The 19,750-nt window shown below is 69.9% G+C and carries 17 protein-coding genes and 2 tRNA genes; 5 read left to right on the forward strand and 14 right to left on the reverse strand.

Going from position 1 to position 19,750, the window contains the following annotated elements:
- The first annotated feature begins 16 nt into the window (after nt 1-16).
- On the forward strand, nt 17-775 hold the full coding sequence (locus DSC45_RS06735) for an IclR family transcriptional regulator (RefSeq protein WP_119288065.1): 759 nt from the start codon (nt 17-19) through the stop codon (nt 773-775).
- An 86-nt stretch (nt 776-861) separates the two neighbouring features.
- Here the strand turns inward: DSC45_RS06735 and DSC45_RS06740 are convergent, their stop codons facing one another.
- The 5 genes from DSC45_RS06740 to DSC45_RS06760 form a co-directional block, all read right to left on the reverse strand.
- On the reverse strand, nt 862-1,086 hold the full coding sequence (locus tag DSC45_RS06740; RefSeq protein WP_119288067.1) for a hypothetical protein: 225 nt from the start codon (nt 1,084-1,086) through the stop codon (nt 862-864).
- Between the two features lie 94 nt (nt 1,087-1,180).
- Nucleotides 1,181-1,254 (reverse strand) — tRNA-Lys (locus tag DSC45_RS06745).
- Nucleotides 1,255-1,324: 70 nt separating this feature from the next.
- Complete coding sequence (locus DSC45_RS06750; RefSeq protein WP_119288069.1) at nt 1,325-3,037, reverse strand: AMP-binding protein; 1,713 nt, start codon at nt 3,035-3,037, stop codon at nt 1,325-1,327.
- A gap of 173 nt (nt 3,038-3,210) precedes the next feature.
- Nucleotides 3,211-3,807 (reverse strand): lytic polysaccharide monooxygenase auxiliary activity family 9 protein, encoded by a 597-nt coding sequence (locus tag DSC45_RS06755; RefSeq protein ID WP_119288072.1) that lies wholly within the window; start codon nt 3,805-3,807, stop codon nt 3,211-3,213.
- Nucleotides 3,808-4,082: 275 nt separating this feature from the next.
- Entirely contained in the window at nt 4,083-5,456 is a 1,374-nt protein-coding gene (locus tag DSC45_RS06760; RefSeq protein WP_240434498.1) for an SPFH domain-containing protein, read from the reverse strand.
- Nucleotides 5,457-6,137: 681 nt separating this feature from the next.
- On the opposite strand from DSC45_RS06760, the gene DSC45_RS06765 reads away from it, so the two are divergent.
- The 4 genes from DSC45_RS06765 to DSC45_RS06780 all read left to right on the forward strand — a co-directional run bounded on the left by DSC45_RS06765 (nt 6,138) and on the right by DSC45_RS06780 (nt 11,354).
- Nucleotides 6,138-6,211, forward strand: a tRNA-Lys gene (locus DSC45_RS06765).
- Nucleotides 6,212-6,291: 80 nt separating this feature from the next.
- A complete protein-coding gene (locus DSC45_RS06770; RefSeq protein WP_119288074.1) occupies nt 6,292-7,014 on the forward strand; it encodes a FadR/GntR family transcriptional regulator in 723 nt (240 codons plus the stop codon).
- A 339-nt stretch (nt 7,015-7,353) separates the two neighbouring features.
- Nucleotides 7,354-9,414, forward strand: a complete 2,061-nt coding sequence (locus DSC45_RS06775; protein ID WP_119288076.1) for a glycosyltransferase family 2 protein — start codon at nt 7,354-7,356, stop codon at nt 9,412-9,414.
- A complete protein-coding gene (locus DSC45_RS06780; RefSeq protein ID WP_119288078.1) occupies nt 9,411-11,354 on the forward strand; it encodes a radical copper oxidase GlxA in 1,944 nt (647 codons plus the stop codon). The genes DSC45_RS06775 and DSC45_RS06780 overlap by 4 nt, the downstream gene beginning before the upstream one ends.
- A 97-nt stretch (nt 11,355-11,451) precedes the next feature.
- Here the strand turns inward: DSC45_RS06780 and DSC45_RS06785 are convergent, their stop codons facing one another.
- The 9 genes from DSC45_RS06785 to DSC45_RS06825 form a co-directional block, all read right to left on the reverse strand.
- Entirely contained in the window at nt 11,452-12,492 is a 1,041-nt protein-coding gene (locus DSC45_RS06785) for a glycoside hydrolase family 6 protein (protein WP_119288080.1), read from the reverse strand.
- Between the two features lie 159 nt (nt 12,493-12,651).
- Nucleotides 12,652-13,314: a class F sortase gene (locus DSC45_RS06790; protein WP_119288082.1), complete on the reverse strand. Its 663-nt coding sequence runs from the start codon at nt 13,312-13,314 to the stop codon at nt 12,652-12,654.
- Nucleotides 13,315-13,325: 11 nt separating this feature from the next.
- The gene (locus DSC45_RS06795) at nt 13,326-13,829 is read right to left on the reverse strand and encodes a hypothetical protein (protein WP_240434532.1); all 504 of its coding nucleotides are present in this window, start codon (nt 13,827-13,829) and stop codon (nt 13,326-13,328) included.
- Between the two features lie 232 nt (nt 13,830-14,061).
- Nucleotides 14,062-14,841 (reverse strand): HAD-IIA family hydrolase, encoded by a 780-nt coding sequence (locus tag DSC45_RS06800; protein ID WP_119288086.1) that lies wholly within the window; start codon nt 14,839-14,841, stop codon nt 14,062-14,064.
- Between the two features lie 164 nt (nt 14,842-15,005).
- Nucleotides 15,006-16,058 carry a 2-aminoethylphosphonate ABC transporter substrate-binding protein gene (locus DSC45_RS06805; RefSeq protein WP_119288087.1) on the reverse strand — a complete coding sequence of 351 codons (1,053 nt, stop codon included), beginning with the start codon at nt 16,056-16,058 and terminating at the stop codon, nt 15,006-15,008.
- Nucleotides 16,059-16,199: 141 nt separating this feature from the next.
- On the reverse strand, nt 16,200-16,997 hold the full coding sequence (locus DSC45_RS06810) for an ABC transporter permease (RefSeq protein ID WP_119288089.1): 798 nt from the start codon (nt 16,995-16,997) through the stop codon (nt 16,200-16,202).
- Nucleotides 16,984-17,868, reverse strand: a complete 885-nt coding sequence (locus DSC45_RS06815; RefSeq protein WP_119288090.1) for a 2-aminoethylphosphonate ABC transporter permease subunit — start codon at nt 17,866-17,868, stop codon at nt 16,984-16,986. Before DSC45_RS06815 ends, DSC45_RS06810 begins: the two co-directional genes overlap by 14 nt.
- On the reverse strand, nt 17,861-18,958 hold the full coding sequence (locus DSC45_RS06820; protein WP_119288432.1) for an ABC transporter ATP-binding protein: 1,098 nt from the start codon (nt 18,956-18,958) through the stop codon (nt 17,861-17,863). The genes DSC45_RS06815 and DSC45_RS06820 overlap by 8 nt, the downstream gene beginning before the upstream one ends.
- Nucleotides 18,959-18,975: 17 nt before the next feature.
- On the reverse strand, nt 18,976-19,677 hold the full coding sequence (locus DSC45_RS06825; RefSeq protein WP_276145448.1) for a phosphonatase-like hydrolase: 702 nt from the start codon (nt 19,675-19,677) through the stop codon (nt 18,976-18,978).
- Nucleotides 19,678-19,750 lie beyond the last annotated feature (73 nt).

A 19,750-nucleotide genomic window follows, 5' to 3' on the forward strand; every position in this document is an offset into this window, starting at 1 on the left:
ACGCAGGGGGGATACCGTGGCGCTGAAGCCAGAGCCGACCGCGCCGTACCACTCGGTGCAGCACGCCCTGCGTGTGCTCGAAACCGTTTCGAGGCACGGCACGGGGGTGACCGACGTACAGATCGCCCGTGAGACGCATCTGCCCGCCAAGGCACTCGCCTCACTGCTCTTCATGCTCCGGCGCGAGGGGTACGTGCAGCAGGTCGCCGACGGCGCTTATGTCCCGGGCGTGAATCTCGCGATGATGGGCTCCTCCGCGGGACACGACGGCGCCATCACCGAACGCCTCCAGCAGATCCTCGACCGGCTGCGGGACTCGGTGGGAGCCGCGGTCTACATCAGCCGGTACGTCGACGGCGAGGTCAAGATCACCCAGTTCGCGGCGGGCCCCGACACCCCCGCGGTCAACGAGTGGGTGGACTTCCGTTCCGCGGCGCACGCCAGCGCGGTCGGCAAGAGCCTGCTCACCCAGCTGGATGTGAACGGCCGCCGGGACCACCTCTCCCGGCACCGCCCGGCCCGCCTCACCTCACGCACGATCACCAACGAGCGGCTGCTCTTCAACCGCCTCGATTCCCAGCCGCCCACCGTCCCGGTGCTCGATATCCAGGAGTACGCGGTGGGCACGGTCTGCGCCGCCGTCCCGATCACCGCCGGCGCTTCGGTGGGCTGTCTGGCGCTGTCGATGCCGATCGAGCACGCACACCGGCTGCGGCAGGCGGCCGACACCCTGAACCGGGGCGCGGCACCGGTCCTGCTGTCGCTCGCCCTCTGAACTGCCCTTCCTGGCCCGGCACTTCGCTGCCCCGCCCCTCAACAGAGCGGGGCAGCAGGCTTTCTGGGCACGCGTGCGAACCTCGGCTACGCAGGCCTGACGGCAAACATCTCCAAGTGCCCGCACTTGGGGCACCGATGGGCGTCGATCTGCCAGCGGGGCCGCCCCATCCGCTTCGCGCCACCGAACACACCGCGCTCGAGCGCTCCCGCGATCCACCGCGAGTAGCCACGGGCGCCCTGGCCCAGATCCTCCACGAAGCCGGGCTCCAGCCCGGTCGTCCCGCACTGGGTGCACCGTATGCCGCTCATCGGGGCAGTGTAGGCCGCGTACGACGGCGCGCACCCATGCGAAAGGGCTCCCCGGAGAACCGGGAAGCCCTTCGATCAGCCGAAGAAATACAAGTGCGCCGTCAGGGACTCGAACCCCGGACCCGCTGATTAAGAGTCAGCTGCTCTAACCAACTGAGCTAACGGCGCCTGCTGACCGGTAAATAGTACCCGCCCCTCGGGGGTGCTCATGACCACCCTCAGGGCACGGGCACCCAGGTCAGCGGCCGAGCAGATCCTCACGGTCGTGGGCACGGTACTCGGCGAGCAGGCCCGTCCGGTCCTCCTCGGTCAGACGGCGGTACGCGTTCGAGCCGGGCGGGAGCCACCACACGGGGTCCTGGCAGCGGAAGCCCGCGCGGCGCAGGGCCGCCCGGTGGACCTTGTTGGTGGCGGTGACCGGCAGCCGGTGCGCGACCCGGACGAAGCGGGGCACCATCTTGGGCCCGAGGTCCGGTTGGTCGTCGAGGAAGCGGCGGAAGGCCCCGGGATCGAACGTGGGCGCCGCCTCGTCCGGGAGCCCCTCCCCCGCGGCGAGCGCCACGGTCGCCATGACCTGGTCGCCGGCCACCGGATCCGGCACCGCGTGGACGGCGACCGCGGCGGCGGGCCCGTATCGGGCGAGGATGTTCTCGATCATCGCGGCGGCCAGATTCTCGCTGTCGACGCGGAGCCTGTCGTCGTCGCGGCCCGCGAAGTAGAGGTAGCCCTCCTGGTCGCGGAAGAAGAGGTCGCCGGTCCAGTACCAGCCGTCGCGGACCCGGGCGGCGTCGGCCTCGGGGTTGCGCCAGTAGCCCTCGAACGGACTGCGGCCCCGGTTGACCAGCTCGCCGATCGCCTCCGAGCCGTTGAGCAGCCCTCCGTCCGGGGCGAGCAGCGCCGGCGGGCGTTCGCGGCCGGTCTCCGGGTCGACGACGGCGAGGTCGTCGGCGGGGCCCGCGCGGCCTATCGCGCCCGGCGGGGTGCCCTCGGTGCGCTGGATCGCGGCGCCGCCCTCGGAGGAGCCGTACCCCTCCACCAGGCGCACACCGAAGCGATCGGCGAACCGGCCCGCGTCGACCGCACCGGCCTCCGTGCCGAAACCGACGCGCAGCGGGTTGTCCCGGTCGTCGGGCCGCTGCGGCGTGGCCAGGATGTACTGCACGGCCCGGCCGACGTAGGTGAAGTACGTGGCTCCGAACTCCCGTACGTCCGGCAGGAAGGCGGAGGCCGAGAAGCGGCGGCGCAGCGCGATCGACGCTCCGGCGGCGAGGGCCGGGGCCCAGTCGGCGAGCACGGCGTTGCCGTGGAACATCGGCATGCAGATGTAGTGCACGTCGTCCTGCCTCACCCCGAACTGCCCGGCGAGGGAGCGGCCCGCCGACGCGAGGCGGCCCTGGGTGCAGATCGCCGCCTTGGGTGCGCCGGTCGAGCCGGAGGTGAAGTAGAGCAGGACCCTGCTGCGGGGGCCGACCGGTGCGACGGTGGCTTCGCCCGGCCGGGCGCCCGCGCAGGAGGCGAGCAGCCGGTCGTACTCGGGCGTGCCGGTCACCAGGACGGTGACGCCGGGGAGTCGGAGGTCGTCCAGGAGGTGGAGGTGGGTCCGCTCGGTGATCAGGAGGCGGCATTCGGTGTGCAGGATGTCGCGGGCGAGTTCGGGGCCGCGACGGGTGGGGTTGATCCCGGCCACGGCGGCGCCGGCGAGGGCGGCGGCGCTCAACCACAGGGGATATTCGGGGGTGTTGTCGAGCAGTACGCCGACATGGGGCCGGGCGTCGGCGGGGAGCAGCTCGGCCAGCAGAGCGGCTCGGACCGCGGCGCCCGCGGCGACCTCGTGGTGGGTCATCACCAGGCCCTCGAAGCGGAGTCCGGTGCGGTGGTCGTTCCAGCGGTCGCGGACCAGTTCGGCGACGGTGGGTCCGAGTGCTGCTGCGGTGGCTGCCTGCGGCTCCATGGGGCCGCACGATAAATGACGTTCCGTCAGATAGGGAGAGTCACGTGGGAGTCGGTGACGGACGGTCGCCCTCCGCGCGCGTCACGGCCGTCGCCGGTGACGCGCGCGGACCTCGCTCGGGCCCGGCCGGGAGAGGGGGGGGAAGACCCGGTCGCGGGCGCGCGGGGTGCCCCTCAGAAGGTGACGTCGGAGCAGGCGTAGAAGGCGTTGCCCGTGTCCGCGACGTTCCAGACCGAAAGGATCACGTGGTGCCCGGACTTGCCCGAGGGCAGGGCGCCGACGTGCTCGAGGGTGGCCGGCGGCTGCCCCTCGAAGGGCAGGGTGAGGAACGGCGCGGGCTCCAGCGAGTCCCGGGTGATCGGCTCGTTCTCGTTCCAGCCGTCCTTGGTGACGAAGTACTGGAAGTCGGCGGTGCTGTGACGTGCGGTGAACTGCCAGCGGAACGTGTGGTCCGCGCCGCTGTCGAGCTTGGTGGCGGGCCAGGCGTCGCCGTTCGGGGCCTTCGGCTGGTTGAGGGTGTCGAAGCCCTCGTTGCCTCCGGAACAGATCTGGCCGTCGGCGGGACCCTCGGCCGGGAAGCCCTTCGGGCCCTCGACGCTCTGGGGCTCGTACTGGATGGCGCCGCAGTCGCTGACGTCGCCGTTGGCGCAGGCCTTCTGTCGGCTCACGGGTGAGTCGGTGTAGCCGTGACTGCTGGCACCGCCGGTGGAGAGCGCTATCGCACCCACTGTGGCGAGGCCGACGGCACTGGCGTAGAGCCTCTTTCGCATGGTGATGCTCCTGTGCTCCTGGGGAATGTGGGGATTCTTCGAGGCGCCGGAGTTCTGCGGTCTAGACCAGGATTAGATTATTGCCGACTGTTGAACATGTCCATACCAATGAGGGGTTCGGTTCCGGACGCCAACTCCCCTTGATACGCCCGGTGTTCACCCGGGGCACCGAAACGCGGACCGGCCGCCGTCCCGCCCGCGTGTGCGGGGGTGGGACGGCGGCCGGTGCGGTGGAGCAGACCTCTGTCGATACCGGCCGATGGACCGGGCGGACGTCAGCGGTCGGACTGGCCGGTGCAGAAGGCGACCGTCAGGTCCTTCACCAGGGCCTTGCGCTCGCCGTCGTCCAGCTCGACCAGGCCGCGCCGGGTGAGCCGGCTCACCGTGTCCTCCACCGAGTCGACGACCTGGGTCAGGACGGTGTCCCGGTGCCGCGCCTCGAGTTCGGCGACCCGGCGACGGCCCATCGCCTCGGCGACCTCGGGCGCGTACTCGATCCGTGTCGGCTGGGCCGAGAACACCTCGATGCCCGCCGGCGCCGCCTCCGCCACCAGGATCCGGGTCAGCGCGTCGCCGACGGCCTCCGCGTCGCGCAGCGTCGGAGTCCGGTCGCCGAGGAGGCTCGACGCCGGTGCGTCCAGCGGGAGTCGGGACATCACGCGGGCCGTCGCGGCCTCCACGCACGCGCGCAGGTACGCGGTGTGGTCCTCGACGGCGAGCGCGGCGCGCGCCGTGTCCTTGACCCGCCAGGCCACAAGCACCGCCGCGCGTACGGCCACCCCGTGGGCGTCCACCGCGGGCATCGGCTCGCTCTGCCAGTGCCGCAGCCGGACATCGATACGGCGTCGGCGCAGAAACGGGTTCAGCCACACCAGGCCCGTACGGCGCACGGTCCCCCGGTACCGCCCGAAGAGCGAGACCACCCAGGCCCGGCCGACCCGTCCGCGCCCGATACCGCCGAAGGAGAACAAGGAGAGCGCGCCGGAGCCCGCGATCAGCGCCCACTGTTCCGGGCCGAGCCCGGCGCCTTCCAGCACAGGCAGGCGCGCGAGCTGGACCGCGAGCGGCGGCAGCACCCCCGCCCACCAGAATCCGGCCGCACAGCAGGCCAGGCCCGCGGCCCCCACGGCGGCCGCGGCAGCACCCGACAGCGAGGGCCCTTCGAGTTCGGTGATCGACGCGTCCACCGGCGGTGCCTGGCGCGCGGGCTGCGCGAACGCCGGCGGCACCCGCAGCGACGGAGGCGCGGCGGTCCGCGCTCCGGCCCGGTGTGCGCCGTTCCAGGGGATACCGCTGCTGCGGCCGGTCGCGCCCGGATCCGAACGCGGGGTCGCGTCCGCTCCGCCCGGCGTGGCCGACCCCACGCGCACCGGCACCGCGCCGGGGTCGTCACGGAAGAGGAGGTGGACCGGGATCTCGGTGGTCGCCTCGTTCTGGATGAGCCGAGCGGAGCGGGCCCCGCTTCCTGAGCGCCGCCCCTCGGGGATGCCTTCTCCTTCTGCCGCTCCGTCCGCTCCCCCGCTCGCGCTGTCGGTGTCCGACGCCGGGCCGGCTACCGGCCGGCCGGACTCGCCGGCCTCCCGATGCGCCGCCCCGGTCTCGTCCGTGTCTCCGCGGCCGTCGTCGGACCGCTCGGCGATCGTCGTCATCGGTGCCCTGCCTCCGTCGTGCGTGCCGCTGCCGTACGTCCCGTCCGAGCCGTTCCCGTCCTGTCCGCACCACCGGCGGAATTGCTCCGATGGGCGTACGCGACCACTGGCGTCCGTGCCGTGCGACGGGCCTGCGAGGAGGGTCCGTAATGCGTACGTGATACTCCGGACCGGCCGCCGGAAAGGCGCGTGAAATGCTCACCTGTCGGGCACTTCGAATGGACCGCCTGTCCAATTGCGCCGAGGGCTGGTCCGGTACACCTGCCGCATTCACGGCGCGAAACGGAAGACATATCCGGGCCGGCCGCACGATCCCCCTCCGTCCCACTGCCACCGGGCCCGGACAGCGGCCCGGGCCCACATCGCGAATGAAGGGATTTCATGCTCTGCCACCCGAGAGGAATACAACCGGCACATTCTCCACGACCCTGCCGATCCCCCTTCTCGCACACCGCCGGATCATCAGGAGCCACCTCGCGACTTTTCCCGTTCCGCCGCACCGAATCTTCGCGAATCTGCACGGTCGTAAGTTTCTCAACTATGAGCGGACACCGCATGTTGACGGACCGCCACTTCCGTCGGCCGCGAGCGCCGGCAGGAGGGCGCCTCCAGCGCTCCCGGACCCGTCGCGAGGTGTCCGGAGCACCGTCCGGGATCGGGTAGAGTTCTCCAGGTCAGCAGGCGCCGTTAGCTCAGTTGGTTAGAGCAGCTGACTCTTAATCAGCGGGTCCGGGGTTCGAGTCCCTGACGGCGCACAGACGGATGAAGGCCTCTCGCGAGAGCGAGGGGCCTTTGTCGTGTCCGCACACGGCAAGTCCCCGCTACCTTGGCCCTCATGGCTCGCGACATACAGGAACGGATCAAGAAGCTCATCATCGACCGGCGCCTGCCCCCGGGTTCGTCCCTGCCCACCGAGCCGGAGCTGGTGGAACTCCTCGGTGCCAGTCGCAACTCGGTGCGCGAGGCACTCAAGGCACTGCAGGCGATGGGCATCGTCGAGATCCGGCACGGCTTCGGCACCTACGTGGGGCCGATGTCGTTCGCGCCGATGGTCGAGGGCCTCACCTTCCGTACCGTCGCCGGCCACTACCGGGGCGAGGACAGCCTGCTGCAGCTGCTCGAACTGCGCGAGGCCGTGGAGACGGGCCTGATCGCGCGTCTCGCGGGCAAGGCGTCGGCCGGCGACCTGGAGCTGCTCGACGTCCTGGTCGCACGGATGGAGAGCGAGGCGGCGGCCGGTGGCGTCGCGGCGGAGACCGACCGCGCGTTCCACGCCACCCTCTACCGCGGTCTGGACAACCTGCTGCTCGGCGAGGTCCTGGAGGCCTTCTGGGACGCTTTCCACCGGGTACGGACGGATCTGGTGGACGTCCCGCAGGATCCGCACACCACCTGCAGCCAGCACCGGGAGATCCTCGACGCGGTGCGCTCGGGGGACGCACTCAGGGCGGAGCAGGCCATTCACGAGCACTTCGGTAACATTCGTGCACGACTGAGCTCTCCCGCCCCGGCGGGCGGTCCCGGCAGCTGTGCCATAGCGGCAGGCCCGGGGCCCTGACCGGCGGATCACGGGGAGCTCTTGCGATCATGATGTAGGTCGTAGAACCCTGCTGGAGTATGGGGGCTACTGCCGTCCATGGGGCGGGCGTTGTGTGAAACCCGACACCGGGGGGCGGGACACGCAAGACTGCCGTTCGTGGAGCGCACGGGGAGGGGGCCCCGTTCGTGACCGAAGGCCGGGGCGGGGCATCATGCAACCGGAAGGTTGTCTTTTCATGTCCTACGGGACGTGGGAGGCAGGTGGCCGACCACTGATGCGTGCGTGACGGTCGAGGGGGACCCGAGCGGACGGAAGGACCAACGAACACGCAAGGGATTGCGTGCGGGGGGATGACTCATGACGTCGACGCCGACGGGCGCCCGGCAGAACCCGGACCCGTCTCAGACGACCCAGCTGCGGGTGCCACCGAATCGCACCGGCGGCTTTCTGCGCTTGAAGAAGGCGCTGCCGCGTTACGACTACGAGCACTACAGCCGGCTCGCCGGACCCCTCACCCAGCCGGACCGGAACAAGCCGTACAAGGTCCAGTACCGCACGCTGCTGTCCCAGGAGACGCACCGGATACGCGCGGCGCTGATGCTCGGCGCCGCCCCCGTGCTCTCGCTCGTCCTGCTCTTCTGGCTGCTGCAGCCCGAGCACTGGACCAAGCGCGACTACGTACCGAACGCGTACCTGGAACACCTCGACGTCGTGATGCTGGTCTCGATCGGACTGATCGAGTTCTTCCGCTGCATGAACGTCCTGTCGAACGCGCACGCCACCCTGGTCGCCCGCGACCCGATCCCGGTGGTGCCCGAGACCGGCACCCGTGTGGCCTTCCTCACCTCCTTCGTGCCCGGCAAGGAGCCGCTCGAGATGGTGACGAAGACGCTGGAGGCCGCGGTCAAGATCCGCCACCGCGGGCTGCTGCACATCTGGCTCCTCGACGAGGGTGACGACCCCGAGGTGAAGGCCGTCTGCGAGCGGCTCGGCGTGCACCACTTCTCCCGCAAGGGCGTCGCGAAGTGGAACCAGGCCAAGGGCCCGCACCGTGCCAAGACCAAGCACGGCAACTACAACGCCTGGCTGGACGCGCACGGCGACGACTACGACTACTTCGCCTCCGTCGACACCGACCACGTGCCGCTGCCCAACTACCTGGAGCGGATGCTCGGCTTCTTCCGCGACCCGGACGTCGGCTTCGTCATCGGCCCGCAGGTCTACGGCAACTACGACAACTTCATCACCAAGGCCGCCGAGTCCCAGCAGTTCCTCTTCCACGCCCTGATCCAGCGCGCGGGCAACGCCTACGGCTCCCCGATGTTCGTGGGTACGTCGAACGCCGTACGCATCAGCGCGCTGAAGCAGATCGGCGGCCTGTACGACTCGATCACCGAGGACATGGCGACGGGCTTCGAGATCCACCGCGCCAAGAATCCGACCACCGGCAAGAAGTGGAAGTCGATCTACACGCCCGACGTGCTCGCGGTCGGCGAGGGCCCCAACGCCTGGACGGACTTCTTCACCCAGCAGCTGCGCTGGTCCCGCGGCACGTACGAGACGCTGCTCAAGCAGTTCTGGAAGGCACCGTTCTCGCTGCCGCCCGGCCGGTTCTTCAACTACACGATGATGGTCATCTTCTACCCGATGTCCGCCATGAACTGGATCCTGGCCGCACTGAGCTGTGCCCTGTTCCTCGGTCTCGGCGCCTCGGGTGTGAACATCGACCCGACCATCTGGCTGATGCTCTACGGCAACGCCACCGCACTCCAGGTCGGCCTCTACATCTGGAACCGCCGGCACAACGTCTCGCCGCACGAGCCCGAGGGGTCCGGGGGCGTGGCCGGTATGGCGATGTCCGCGATGTCCGCACCGGTCTATGCCCGGTCCCTGCTCGATGCCGCGCTGCGCCGCAAGAGCAAGTTCGTCGTGACGCCGAAGGGCGAGTCCGCGAGTCCGGACACCCTGTTCGGGACCTTCCGGATCCACCTGTTCTTCATCCTCGTCTTCGCGGGTTCGATGGGCGCCTCGTTCTCCAACGGCAACGCCCATCCGGCGATGATCATCTGGGCCACGCTCGCCCTGCTGATCACCGCGGCGCCGATCCTGCTGTGGCAGTACGCCTGGCAGAAGGAGAAGAAGGAGCGCGCCAGGGGCGGGCCCTCGTCCGGCGAACCCGCCGCGGCGGACCCGACCGCGCCGTCACAGCAGCCGGGTCAGGGGCCGGCGGGCGCTCACGCCCCGCAGCAGAAGCCCAGTTGGGCCGCTGCCGACCAGACCATGCAGATCGCCGTGGGGGGCTCCGCGAGGGGAACGCACGGGCAGGCGGGTCTCCCGCCACGGGCCGACGGCCCACCGGCAGGTGCCGCACCTCAGCATCAGGCACATCACTACGAGGCAAATCGGGGTAAGCAGTGAAAGACCGTTCCAGCCGTCGGCGCCGGGCTCGGCGCATCACGATCGGCGCGGCGGTGGTGATAGCGCTGGCGGGGATGAACGGGCCGGCGCTGTACCGGTTCGGTTCGGAGCAGTACCACGAGTACAAGATCAACCGACCTGAGTACAAAGCCGACAACGGCAAATGGGACACCGTCAACATACCGAAGGAGTTCCGGCTCAACACGATCCACGCGGCGCTGCTGCACACCGGCAAGGTGCTGCTGGTCGCGGGTTCGGGCAACGACGAGCGGAACTTCGACGCGAAGAAGTTCAAGACGGTCCTGTGGGACCCGGACAAGAACACCTTCAAGACGATCGGGACGCCGAACGACCTGTTCTGCACCGGCCACACCCAACTGCCGGACGGCAAGCTCCTGGTCGCGGGCGGCACCCGGCGGTACGAGAAGCTCCAGGGTGACGTGACGAAGGCCGGCGGCCTGATGATCGTCCACAACGAGGACCCGGACAAGCCGATCAACCTGCCGGCGGGCACCAAGTTCTCCGGCAAGAAGAACGGCAAGACGTTCATCTCCAAGGACCCGCTGAACATCCCGCGGGCCAAGAAGGTCTTCGACAAGGCGACGGGCAAGTTCCTGCGCAACGACCCCGGCATCGGCCGGGTCTACGTCGAGGCGGCCAAGAGCGGCAAGAAGTACGAGACCGGCACCCAGGACAACTACCGGGTGCAGGGCCTCAAGGGCTCCGACGCGCGCAACACCTACGGCATCGCCCAGAAGCTCGCCCTGGACAAGAAGGACTTCCAGGGCATCAAGGACGCCTACGAGTTCGACCCGGTGGCGGAGAAGTACATCACCGTCGATCCGATGAACGAGGCGCGCTGGTACCCGACGCTCACCACTCTCGAGAGCGGCAAGATCCTCGCCCTGTCCGGACTCGACGACATCGGCCAGGTCGTCCCCGGCAACCGCAACGAGGTCTACGACCCCGAGACCAAGAAGTGGAAGTACGTCAAGCAGAAGAAGCAGTTCCCGACGTACCCCGCGGTCTTCCTGCTGCCGAACGGCAAGCTCTTCTACTCGGGCGCCAACGCCGGTTACGGCCCGGACAACGTCGGCCGCAAGCCCGGCATCTGGGACTTCGAGAACGACAAGTTCAAGAACATCAGCGGTCTCAGCGACCCGAAGCTGATGGAGACGGCCGGCACGGTCATGCTGCCGCCCGCCCAGGACGAGCGGTTCATGGTCGTCGGCGGCGGCGGTGTCGGTGAGTCCGAGAAGTCCAGCAAGAAGACCCGGATCATCGACCTGAAGGACGACAACCCGGTCTTCAAGGACGGCCCGTCGTTCGACAAGGGCACCCGCTACCCGCAGTCCTCGATCCTGCCGAACGACGACGTCCTGGTCACCGGCGGCTCCGAGGACTACCGCGGCCGCAGCGACTCCAACATCCTCGAGGCGAGGATGTACGACTCGAAGGCCAACGAGTTCCGGCGGGTGGCCGACCCGCTGGTCGGCCGCAACTACCACTCGGGCTCGATCCTGCTGCCCGACGGCCGCGTCGTCGTCTTCGGATCGGACTCGCTCTACTCGGACAAGGGCAACACCAAGCCGGGCAAGTTCGAGCAGCGCATCGAGATGTACACGCCGCCGTACCTCTACCAGGGTTCGCAGCCGAAGCTGTCCGGTGGCCCGAAGTCGATCAAGCGCGGTGGCACGGCGACCTTCAAGACCGAGCACGCGTCGTCGATCAAGAAGGCGCGGCTGATCAAGCCGAGCGCCTCCACCCATGTCACCGACATCGACCAGCGGTCCGTCGAGCTCGGCCTGAAGAAGACCAGCGGCGGCATCCAGGTCACCATGCCGAGCAACAAGAACCTGGTGCAGCCGGGTTGGTACATGCTGTTCGTGACGGACGACCAGGGCACGCCGAGCAAGGCGGTCTGGGTCGAGGTGCCGTAGGCGCACACCACAACGCCTGACACACCACAACGCCTGAGGGGCGCCTCCCGGTCGGGAGGCGCCCCTCAGGCGTTGTGCGGTAACTGCTGTGTGCGGGCTACCAGTTGCTGGCCTCGGCCAGCTTCACCGCGTAGTCGTCGTACCACTCGCCGGCCTTGGGGCCGCCCCTGCACTCGCCGTCGGACTCACCGGGACGCTTGATCCACAGGTAGGCGTCGACCTGCTTGTCGGCGGTCTTGGTGGTGGGTGCCTCGCCGAGCGCACGGCCGGGCGGGTTGCACCAGCGCTGGTCGGCCTTGCCGCCGGTGTACGGGCCGTTGCCGTTGCGGCTGGTGTCGATGACGAACGGCTTGTTGCCCACCTTGGCGGAGAGCTCCTTGCCGAAGGCGATCGACTCCTTGGTGGTGTAGTAGTTCGACACGTTCACCGCGAAGCCGTCGGCCTTGTCGATGCCGGCCCACTTCAGTGGCTCGTAGTACGAGTCCGGCTTGGCCGCGCCCGGGTTGCCGCCGTCCAGGTACACCCTGGTGTTCTCCAGGGACTTGAGCTTCTCGATGGCGCCCTTGATCAGGTCGTAGCGCTCCTCGTGGTACTGGTCCGGCGTGCAGCCGTCGACCAGGTGCAGGAGTGCGTCGGGCTCGAGGATGACTGTCGCGGGACGGTCGCCGATGCCCTTGGCCACGTTGTCGATGAACGTGCGGTACTCGTTGCCGTCCGCCGCGCCGCCCTTGGAGTACAGGCCGCAGTCGCGGTGCGGGATGTTGTAGAGGACCAGGATCGCTTCCCGGTCGGCCTTCTCCGCGGCCTCGGTGAAGCCCTTGGACTGTTCCTCGGCGTTCTCCGGGATGATCCATTCGCCCGCCGGCTGCTCGGCGATCTTTCTGACCTGCTCGAGCTTGTCCTTGTCGCCGCCCTGCTCGTATTCGGCCGCCTGCTTCGCCGCCTTGCTGTCCGGGTTGACCCAGTACGGGTCCTCGCCCTTCGGCTGCTGCTTCACCGGCTTGCTGGACTTGTCCGATTCCGGATCGTCCGAGGAGGAGCATGCGGAGAGCATCAGGGCCGCCCCCACGGCCACCGCTCCCGCCTTCCACCCACGACCCGGGGACTTGCGCTTACGGCGGTCATCGCTGCCGTACATCCACTCCCCCTTGGGTGCACTGTATTAAGGCCCAATCCTGACATACGTGTTCCGAGCACCACGAGGCCAGCCCGGTCCGCTTCCGCCGATCGTAGGTGAGCTGTTACGCGGACGTCGCTTGCCGGGCACCGCAGCGCACAGGCCCACCGGCATACGGGCTCAGTCGCCGTCGCCGGTGAGGTAGGCGGAGACGACCACGTTGGAGCTGTAGGTGCGGGTGGCGCTGTCGAAGGTGCCGCCGCAGGTGATCAGGCGCAGTTCGGCGCGGTCCGACTCCTGCTTGCCGTAGGCCTTCTGGGCGTCGAAGGAGTCCCGGCCGACGACGGCCACGTCCTCGACGGTGAATTCGGCGAGCGAGCCGTCGTGGCGGGTGACCCGGATCTTCTCGCCGGGCTCGAGGGCGCTCAGGTCGTAGAAGACGGCCGGCCGGGTGTCGGTGTCCACGTGTCCGACGAGCAGGGCGGTGCCCTCGGTGCCGGGCTGGGTGCCGGCTCCGTACCAGCCGACGGCCTCGGACTGTGCGTACGAGGGCGGGTCGACGGCCCCGTCGGCGTCGAGGCCGCGGCGTACGACCGGGGCCTTCACCCCTATCGCGGGGATGTCCACGCGGTCGGGGCGTGCGGCGTCCAACGGCTTGTGCGCGGGCGGCAGTTGGGCGCCGAACGGGCGGCCGACCGCGGCCACGTCGCCGGTGGTGGGCGCCGAGTCGCCGCCGGGGGCGCCGGTCAGTTCGCGGCCCCAGAGCCAGAGGCCGACCAGGAGAACCGCCCAGGCCACTCCGGTGAGCAGCCGGCCGGTGCCGGGTGCGCGTTCCTCAGCCATGGGCACGCCGCCTACTCCGGTCGTCGGCGCCGGCGCACCAGGCGGCCGGTGACGGCGAGGGCGGCGGCCGAGGCGAGCAGCAGGCCGATGACGGCGTGCCGGGCGCCGGGGCCTTCGGAGGCGGCACGGTCGGCGGTGGAGTCGGCGGCGAGTTCCGCGGTGCCGCCGCCGCCCGCACGGACCGGGGCGGTGGGTGAGGGCCTCGGCGACTGCGACTGCTTGACCTGCTTCTGCCGGGCCTGGTCCTCGTCCTCGTTCTCGTCGGAGGCGACGACGGTCAGCGTTCCCTTGGCCTTGTCCTCACCGTCACAGCTGACGGTGATGCGGTAGCCGCCGGGGGCCGCGGTGGAACGGACGGTGGCCTCGCCGGCGAGCGGGGCGTCCTGGTCGTCGTCCGGCTGGCTGAGGGCGGCGTCCGCGACGAACGCCCGCGACTTGGCGGCGCCCGTATTGCCGTCGCAGCCTGTGACCTGCAGTTTCACCTGGCTGCCCGGGGTGGGCTTGGTGGGGCTCACGCGGACGGTGCCGGCCGGGTCGTCCAACGGGGCGGATATCGCGGGTGAAGCTGTCAGCGCGGCCACCGCAGTCGCCGCACAGAGAGTAAGCGCGTATGTGCGCATCGTGAAACCTCCAGACACTCCGAGGTTCCTCCCGCGACGCCGCTCCCGCATCCGGAGCAGCCGCACCACGGCCCGGACGCAGCCGTTCGAGTGACTGCGGGGCGGACCGCGGTGATCCGCGCCCGGGTCAGATGCGGTCGACCAGGTCCGCGATGGAGTCCACCGTCTCGGACGGCCGGAAGGGGTAGCGCTCGACCTCGTCGGGCTTGGTGAGACCGGTGAGTACCAGGTAGGTGCGCATGCCCGCCTCGAGGCCCGCGAGGACGTCGGTGTCCATCCGGTCGCCGATCATGGCGCTGGACTCGGAGTGGGCGCCGATCGCGTTCAGGCCCGTGCGCATCATCAGCGGGTTCGGCTTGCCCGCGAAGTAGGGGTCCTTGCCCGTGGCCTTGGTGATCAGGGCCGCGACGGCGCCGGTGGCGGGCAGCGGGCCCTGCAGGCTGGGGCCGGTCTCGTCCGGATTGGTGCAGATGAAGCGGGCGCCGTCGTTGATCAGACGGACGGCCTTCGTCATCGCCTCGAAGCTGTACGTACGGGTCTCGCCGAGCACCACGTAGTCCGGGGCGTGGTCGGTGAGGACGTAACCGATGTCGTGCAGGGCGGTGGTGAGGCCGGCCTCACCGATGACGTACGCCGTGCCCCCGGGGCGCTGGTCGGCGAGGAACTTCGCGGTGGCGAGCGCGGACGTCCAGATGTTCTCCACGGGGACTTCGAGGCCCATGCGCAGCAGGCGGGCGTGCAGGTCACGGGCCGTGTAGATGGAGTTGTTGGTCAGCACGAGGAAGGGCTTGCCGGACTCGCGGAGCTTTTTCAGGAAGGCTTCGGCGCCGGGGATGGGCACGCCCTCGTGGATCAGGACGCCGTCCATGTCGGTGAGCCAGGATTCGATCGGCTTGCGGTCTGCCACGGGTAGTTCTCCGCCCTGCGTCCGTCGTTCGACACCATCTGTCGCGCGCTACGGTCTCTCGTTCGATCGATCCTAAGGGGCGCGGACTGCGGACGGTCCGGTTGTCCACAGCCCGGGATCCCTGCCGCCGAGTTGTCCACAGGCCGCCGCGGGGGTACGCCCGGTCAGCTGCCGGTTGCGGACTTCCAGGCGTCGACGTAGTCGGTGAGGTTCTTCTCGATGTCGGTCCAGTCCGGCTCGAAGACCTCCACGCCGTCCATGAGCTTGGTCAGTGCCACGGCGTTGGCGTCGGTGGGCTCGATGTCGGAGCGGGCCGGGAAGCCGCCGCCGATCGAGCTGACCTGCTTCTGGGCCTGCGCGCCGAGCATGTGGTCGAGCAGCTTCTTGCCGTTCTCGCTGTGCGGGGCGTTCTTGACCAGGCCGCCGGCGTACGGCAGGGCGAAGGTGGTGGGCTTGCCGCCCCGCTTCTTCGGGAACCAGATGCCGAGGTTGGGCATGGACTTGGACTGCGCGAAGTTCATCTGCACATCACCGTTGGCCACCAGGAGTTCTCCCTTGTCGACCTTGGGCGCGAGCTTGGAGGTCGAGGAGGACGGGCCGACGTTGTTGGACTGCAGCTTCCCGAGGTAGTCCATGGCTGGCTTCTCGCCGCCGAAGTCGTGCATGGCCTTGATGACCATGGCGGTGCCGTCGCCCGCGACCCCGGGGGTGGAGTACTGCAGTTTGTTCCGGTACTCGGCGTCGAGCAGTTCGTCCCAGGTGGCGGGCGGCCGCCGCAGCTCGTCCTTGTTGTAGATGAACGAGAAGTAGTTGTTGACCAGGGCCGTCCAGGTGCCGTCGGCGGCCTTGTCCGCGCCGTTGACCTGCCCGGATCCCTTGGGCTCGTAGCGGTCGAGCAGGCCCTTGCCGGTGGCCTGCTGGATGAAGGGCGGCAGGGTGACCATGACGTCGGCCTGGGTGTTGGACTTCTCGCGCAGGGCGCGCTGCACCATCTCTCCGGAGCCGCCCTCGACGTACTTGACCTCGATGCCGGTCTTTTTCTCGAAGTCCTTGAAGACCTGGTCGTACCAGCCCTTGCCGTCCTCGCCCTTGAGGCCGTCGGCGCTGTAGACGGTGACGACGTCGGTGTCGGAGGCGGAGGAGTCGCCGCCGCAGGCGGTCAGGGAGGCGGTGAGGGCGAGGCCGCCGACGGCGGCGACGAGCGTTTTGGCGCGCATGGGACGGATGTCTCCTCGTCAGGAAGATGCTTTGGTACGGGCTACGGCGTACGGGGGTGTGCGGATACGGGAGTCGTGGGCGGTCGCCGGGTTACGGAGGCGGGCGCGCGCAAGGCGCCGGTTCGGTGGTACGACGCCCTTTCAGCGGTAAGAGGCTCTGGTCCTGATCCGGGACACGGCGAGCAGGACGAGCAGCGTGGTGCCCATCAGGACCACCGCGACGGCGGATCCGGTGAAGAGCGCACCGCGGTCGGTGGCCGTGTAGATCTGCACGGGCAGCGGCATCCAGTCCGGCGGGTAGAGCATCATCGTGGCGCTCAACTCGCCCATGGACAGCGCGAAGCAGAGGCCGGCGGCCGCGTTCAGGGAGGGCAGCAGGAGCGGCAGTTTCACCCGGCGCAGTACGTGTCCGGGCCGGGCGCCGAGGGAGGCCGCGGCCTGCTCGAAGGCCGGGTCGAGCCGGGTCAGGGCCGCGGACACCGACTGGTAGGCGAAGGCGGTGACCAGGATGGTGTGGGCGAGGATCACGATCCAGCGGGTGCCGTTGAGCAACACCGGCGGCTGCGAGAACGCCACCAGGACCGCGAGCCCGACCACCACGGAGGGCACAGCCACCGGCAGTACGAACAGCGCGTCGAGTACGGCCTTCCCGCGCTTCTTCAGGCCGGCCGCGGCCAGCGCGGCCCAGCTGCCCGCGGTCAGCGCGAGCAGGCTCGCGGTCACGGCGGTGACGAGGCTGGTGGTGAGGGCCTGGAGGGAGTCGCCCCGGGTGGCCGCGGCGTAGTGACCGCCCGTCGGACCCGAGGGGAAGGCTCCGGACCAGCTGGTCGAGAAGGACGCCGCGACGATCACCACGAGCGGCAGCGCGAACAGCGGCAGGAAGAGGACGAAGAACACCGCCCAGGCGGTCCACTTGCCCTTGCGGCTATGCACCAACACGACGGCTCACCACCCGGTAGAGGCCGTAAAGACCCACGGAGATCGCGATGTTGACGACGGCGACGACACAGGCCGCCGGATAGTCCGACTCGAGGATGGCCTTGCCGTACACCAGCATCGGGAGTGTGGTGACGCCCTTCGCTCCGGTGAAGAGCACGATGCCGAACTCGTTGAGGCACATCACCAGGACGAGGCTGCCGCCCGCGGCGAGTCCCGGCAGCGCCTCGGGCAGGATCACCCGGCGCACGATCCGCGCCGGCCGCGCACCGAGCGAGGAGGCGACCTCCAGCTGTGTGGTGTCCAGTTGCGAGAACGCGGCGAGCAGCGGCCTCATCACGAACGGGGTGAAGTACGTGATCTCTGCGAGGAGTACGCCCCACGGCGTGGTCAGGAACTGGAAGGGCCCGGTGGCCGCACCGGTGGCGTCCGTCCACAGTCCGTTCGCCATGCCCACGGTGCCGTAGACGAACAGCAGCGCCAGCGTGATGAGGAAGGACGGGAAGGACAGGAAGACGTCGATGAACTTGGCGACGGCCTTCCCGCCGGGGAACGGCACGAACGCGATGATCAGCGCCAGCACGAAGCCGAGCACCAGACAGCCGACGGTCGATCCGACGGCCAGCCACACGGTGGTGCCCAGCGCTTCCCGGAACGCCTCGGAGGCGAACACTTCGGTGTACGGCTGGAGGGACGTTCCGCCCTCGTCGGGCGACACCGACTGTTCGACGACGAGGGCGAGCGGATAGACGAAGAACGCCCCGAGCAGGGCGACGGGTGGCAGCGCCCAGACCCAGCGGGGGACGGTCCGTGCGCGAGGGGACGGTCCGTCACGCCGCAGGGCATCGCGCGGCTCGACGAGGGCGCTAGTCATGGCTGCCCACCCCCGAGCCGAGGAGCACCGCGTCCTCCGCGGCGAAGTGCAGGGCGACCGTGTCCCCGATCGCCGGCGGTTGCTTCAGCTCCCGCAGGTCCGCCTTGAGCCGGTGGCCGTCGACGTCCACGTAGAGCCGGTGGGTGGCGCCGCGCCACTGGATCTCGGCGACGGTGCCGTGCAGGGCGTTCGGTCCGTCGCCGAGTCCGACGAGGTGCGGGCGTATGCACAGGGTCGCGTCGGCGCCGGGAGCCGCATCGCCCGTGGGCGTCCGCAGTGCCTTGCCCGCGAATTCGACGCCGTCGTCGTGCACGGTGACCGGCAGCAGGTTCGCTTGGCCGACGAAGGACGCGGTGAACTCGGTGCGGGGCCGCCGGTAGAGCTCCTGCGGGGTGCCGCAGTCGCGCAGCCTTGCCTGGTCCATGACGGCGATACGGTCGGCCAGGGTGAGCGCCTCGACCTGGTCGTGGGTGACGTAGAGGATCGAGACGTCGGGCAACTCCCGGTGCAGACGGGCGAGTTCGGCGAGCATGTCGCTGCGCAGCCGGGCGTCGAGCGCGGACAGCGGCTCGTCGAGCAGCAGGACGCGGGGCCGGATGGCGAGCGCCCGGGCGATGGCTACGCGCTGCTGCTGGCCGCCGGACAGTTCGCGGGGGTAGCGCCGGGCGTAGGCGGCCATGCCGGTCATCTCGAGGGCCTCGGCGACGCGGGCGGGGATGGCCGACCTGGGGACCTTCTGGGCTCGGAGGCCGAAGGCGACGTTCTCGTCGACCCGCATGTGCGGGAAGAGGGCGTAACTCTGCACGACCATGCCGATGCCGCGCCGGTGCGGAGGCAGTTCGGTGACGTCACGGTCGCCGAGGAGCACCCGTCCTGCCGCGGGCCGGACGAATCCGGCGACGGCGCGCAGGGCGGTGGTCTTGCCGGAGCCGGAGGGGCCGAGCAGGGCCATGACCTCACCGGGTTCGACGGTGAGGTCGAGGGAGTCGAGGACGACGTTGCTGCCGTAGGCGACGGTGACGCCGTCGAAGCGGATGCCGCTGCGCGGTGCGCCACCGGTGGCCGCCGCCTCGTCCTCGGCCCGGGTCATTTCGGCCGGGGCGGCGCTCACCGGTCCACTCCTCGCGGCGCGGTCTCCCACGTGCCCAGTGCGGCGGGGAGTTCTGCGACCGAGCCGAGAATCCGGGTGGCACCCGCGGCGCGCAGGGCGTCGGCTTCGTGTGCGCCGGTGAGGACTCCGGCGACCAGTCCGGCTCCGGCGCTGCGTCCCGAGCGCATGTCGTACGAGGTGTCGCCGGCGACGGCCACCTGGCGCACGTCGTCGGCCGCGCCGGTGCGCAGCAGGGCGCCGAGGACCAGGTCGGGGTAGGGGCGGCCGCGGCCGCCCACGTCGGCGGGGCAGAGGGTGAGGCCGACGAGGCCGCGCCAGCCGAGCGCGTCGAGGATGGCGTCCTGGGTCACGCGGGCGAAGCCGGTGGTGAGGACGACGGTGCGGCCCGACTGCTGCAGGGCCTCGATCGTCTCGCGGGCGCCCGGTACAGGGGCGATGCGTCCGCCGTCGACGAGGGCGCCGTAGGCCTCCTCGAAGGCCGAGTTCGCGGCCTGCGCCTTCTTCTCGTCGCCGAACAGGGCGCGGAAGACGGTGATCTTCGATTCGCCCATGGTGGCCCGGACATAGGCGAGTTGCTTCGCATGGCCGGGGCTGCCGGGTTCGACGCCGAGGCGTTCGGCGGCGCGCGAGAAGGCCTGCTCGACGAGCCCGCCGTCGGCGACGGTGGTGCCGGCCATGTCGAGGACGACCAGGGTGATGCCGGGGGTGTGTGCCGGGGTCCCGGGGTGCGGTGTTCCGGGGGCGTGTTCGGGGGTCGGCTGGGTCAACTTC

The organism is Streptomyces sp. YIM 130001, assembly GCF_003574445.1.
Classification (GTDB): domain Bacteria; phylum Actinomycetota; class Actinomycetes; order Streptomycetales; family Streptomycetaceae; genus Streptomyces.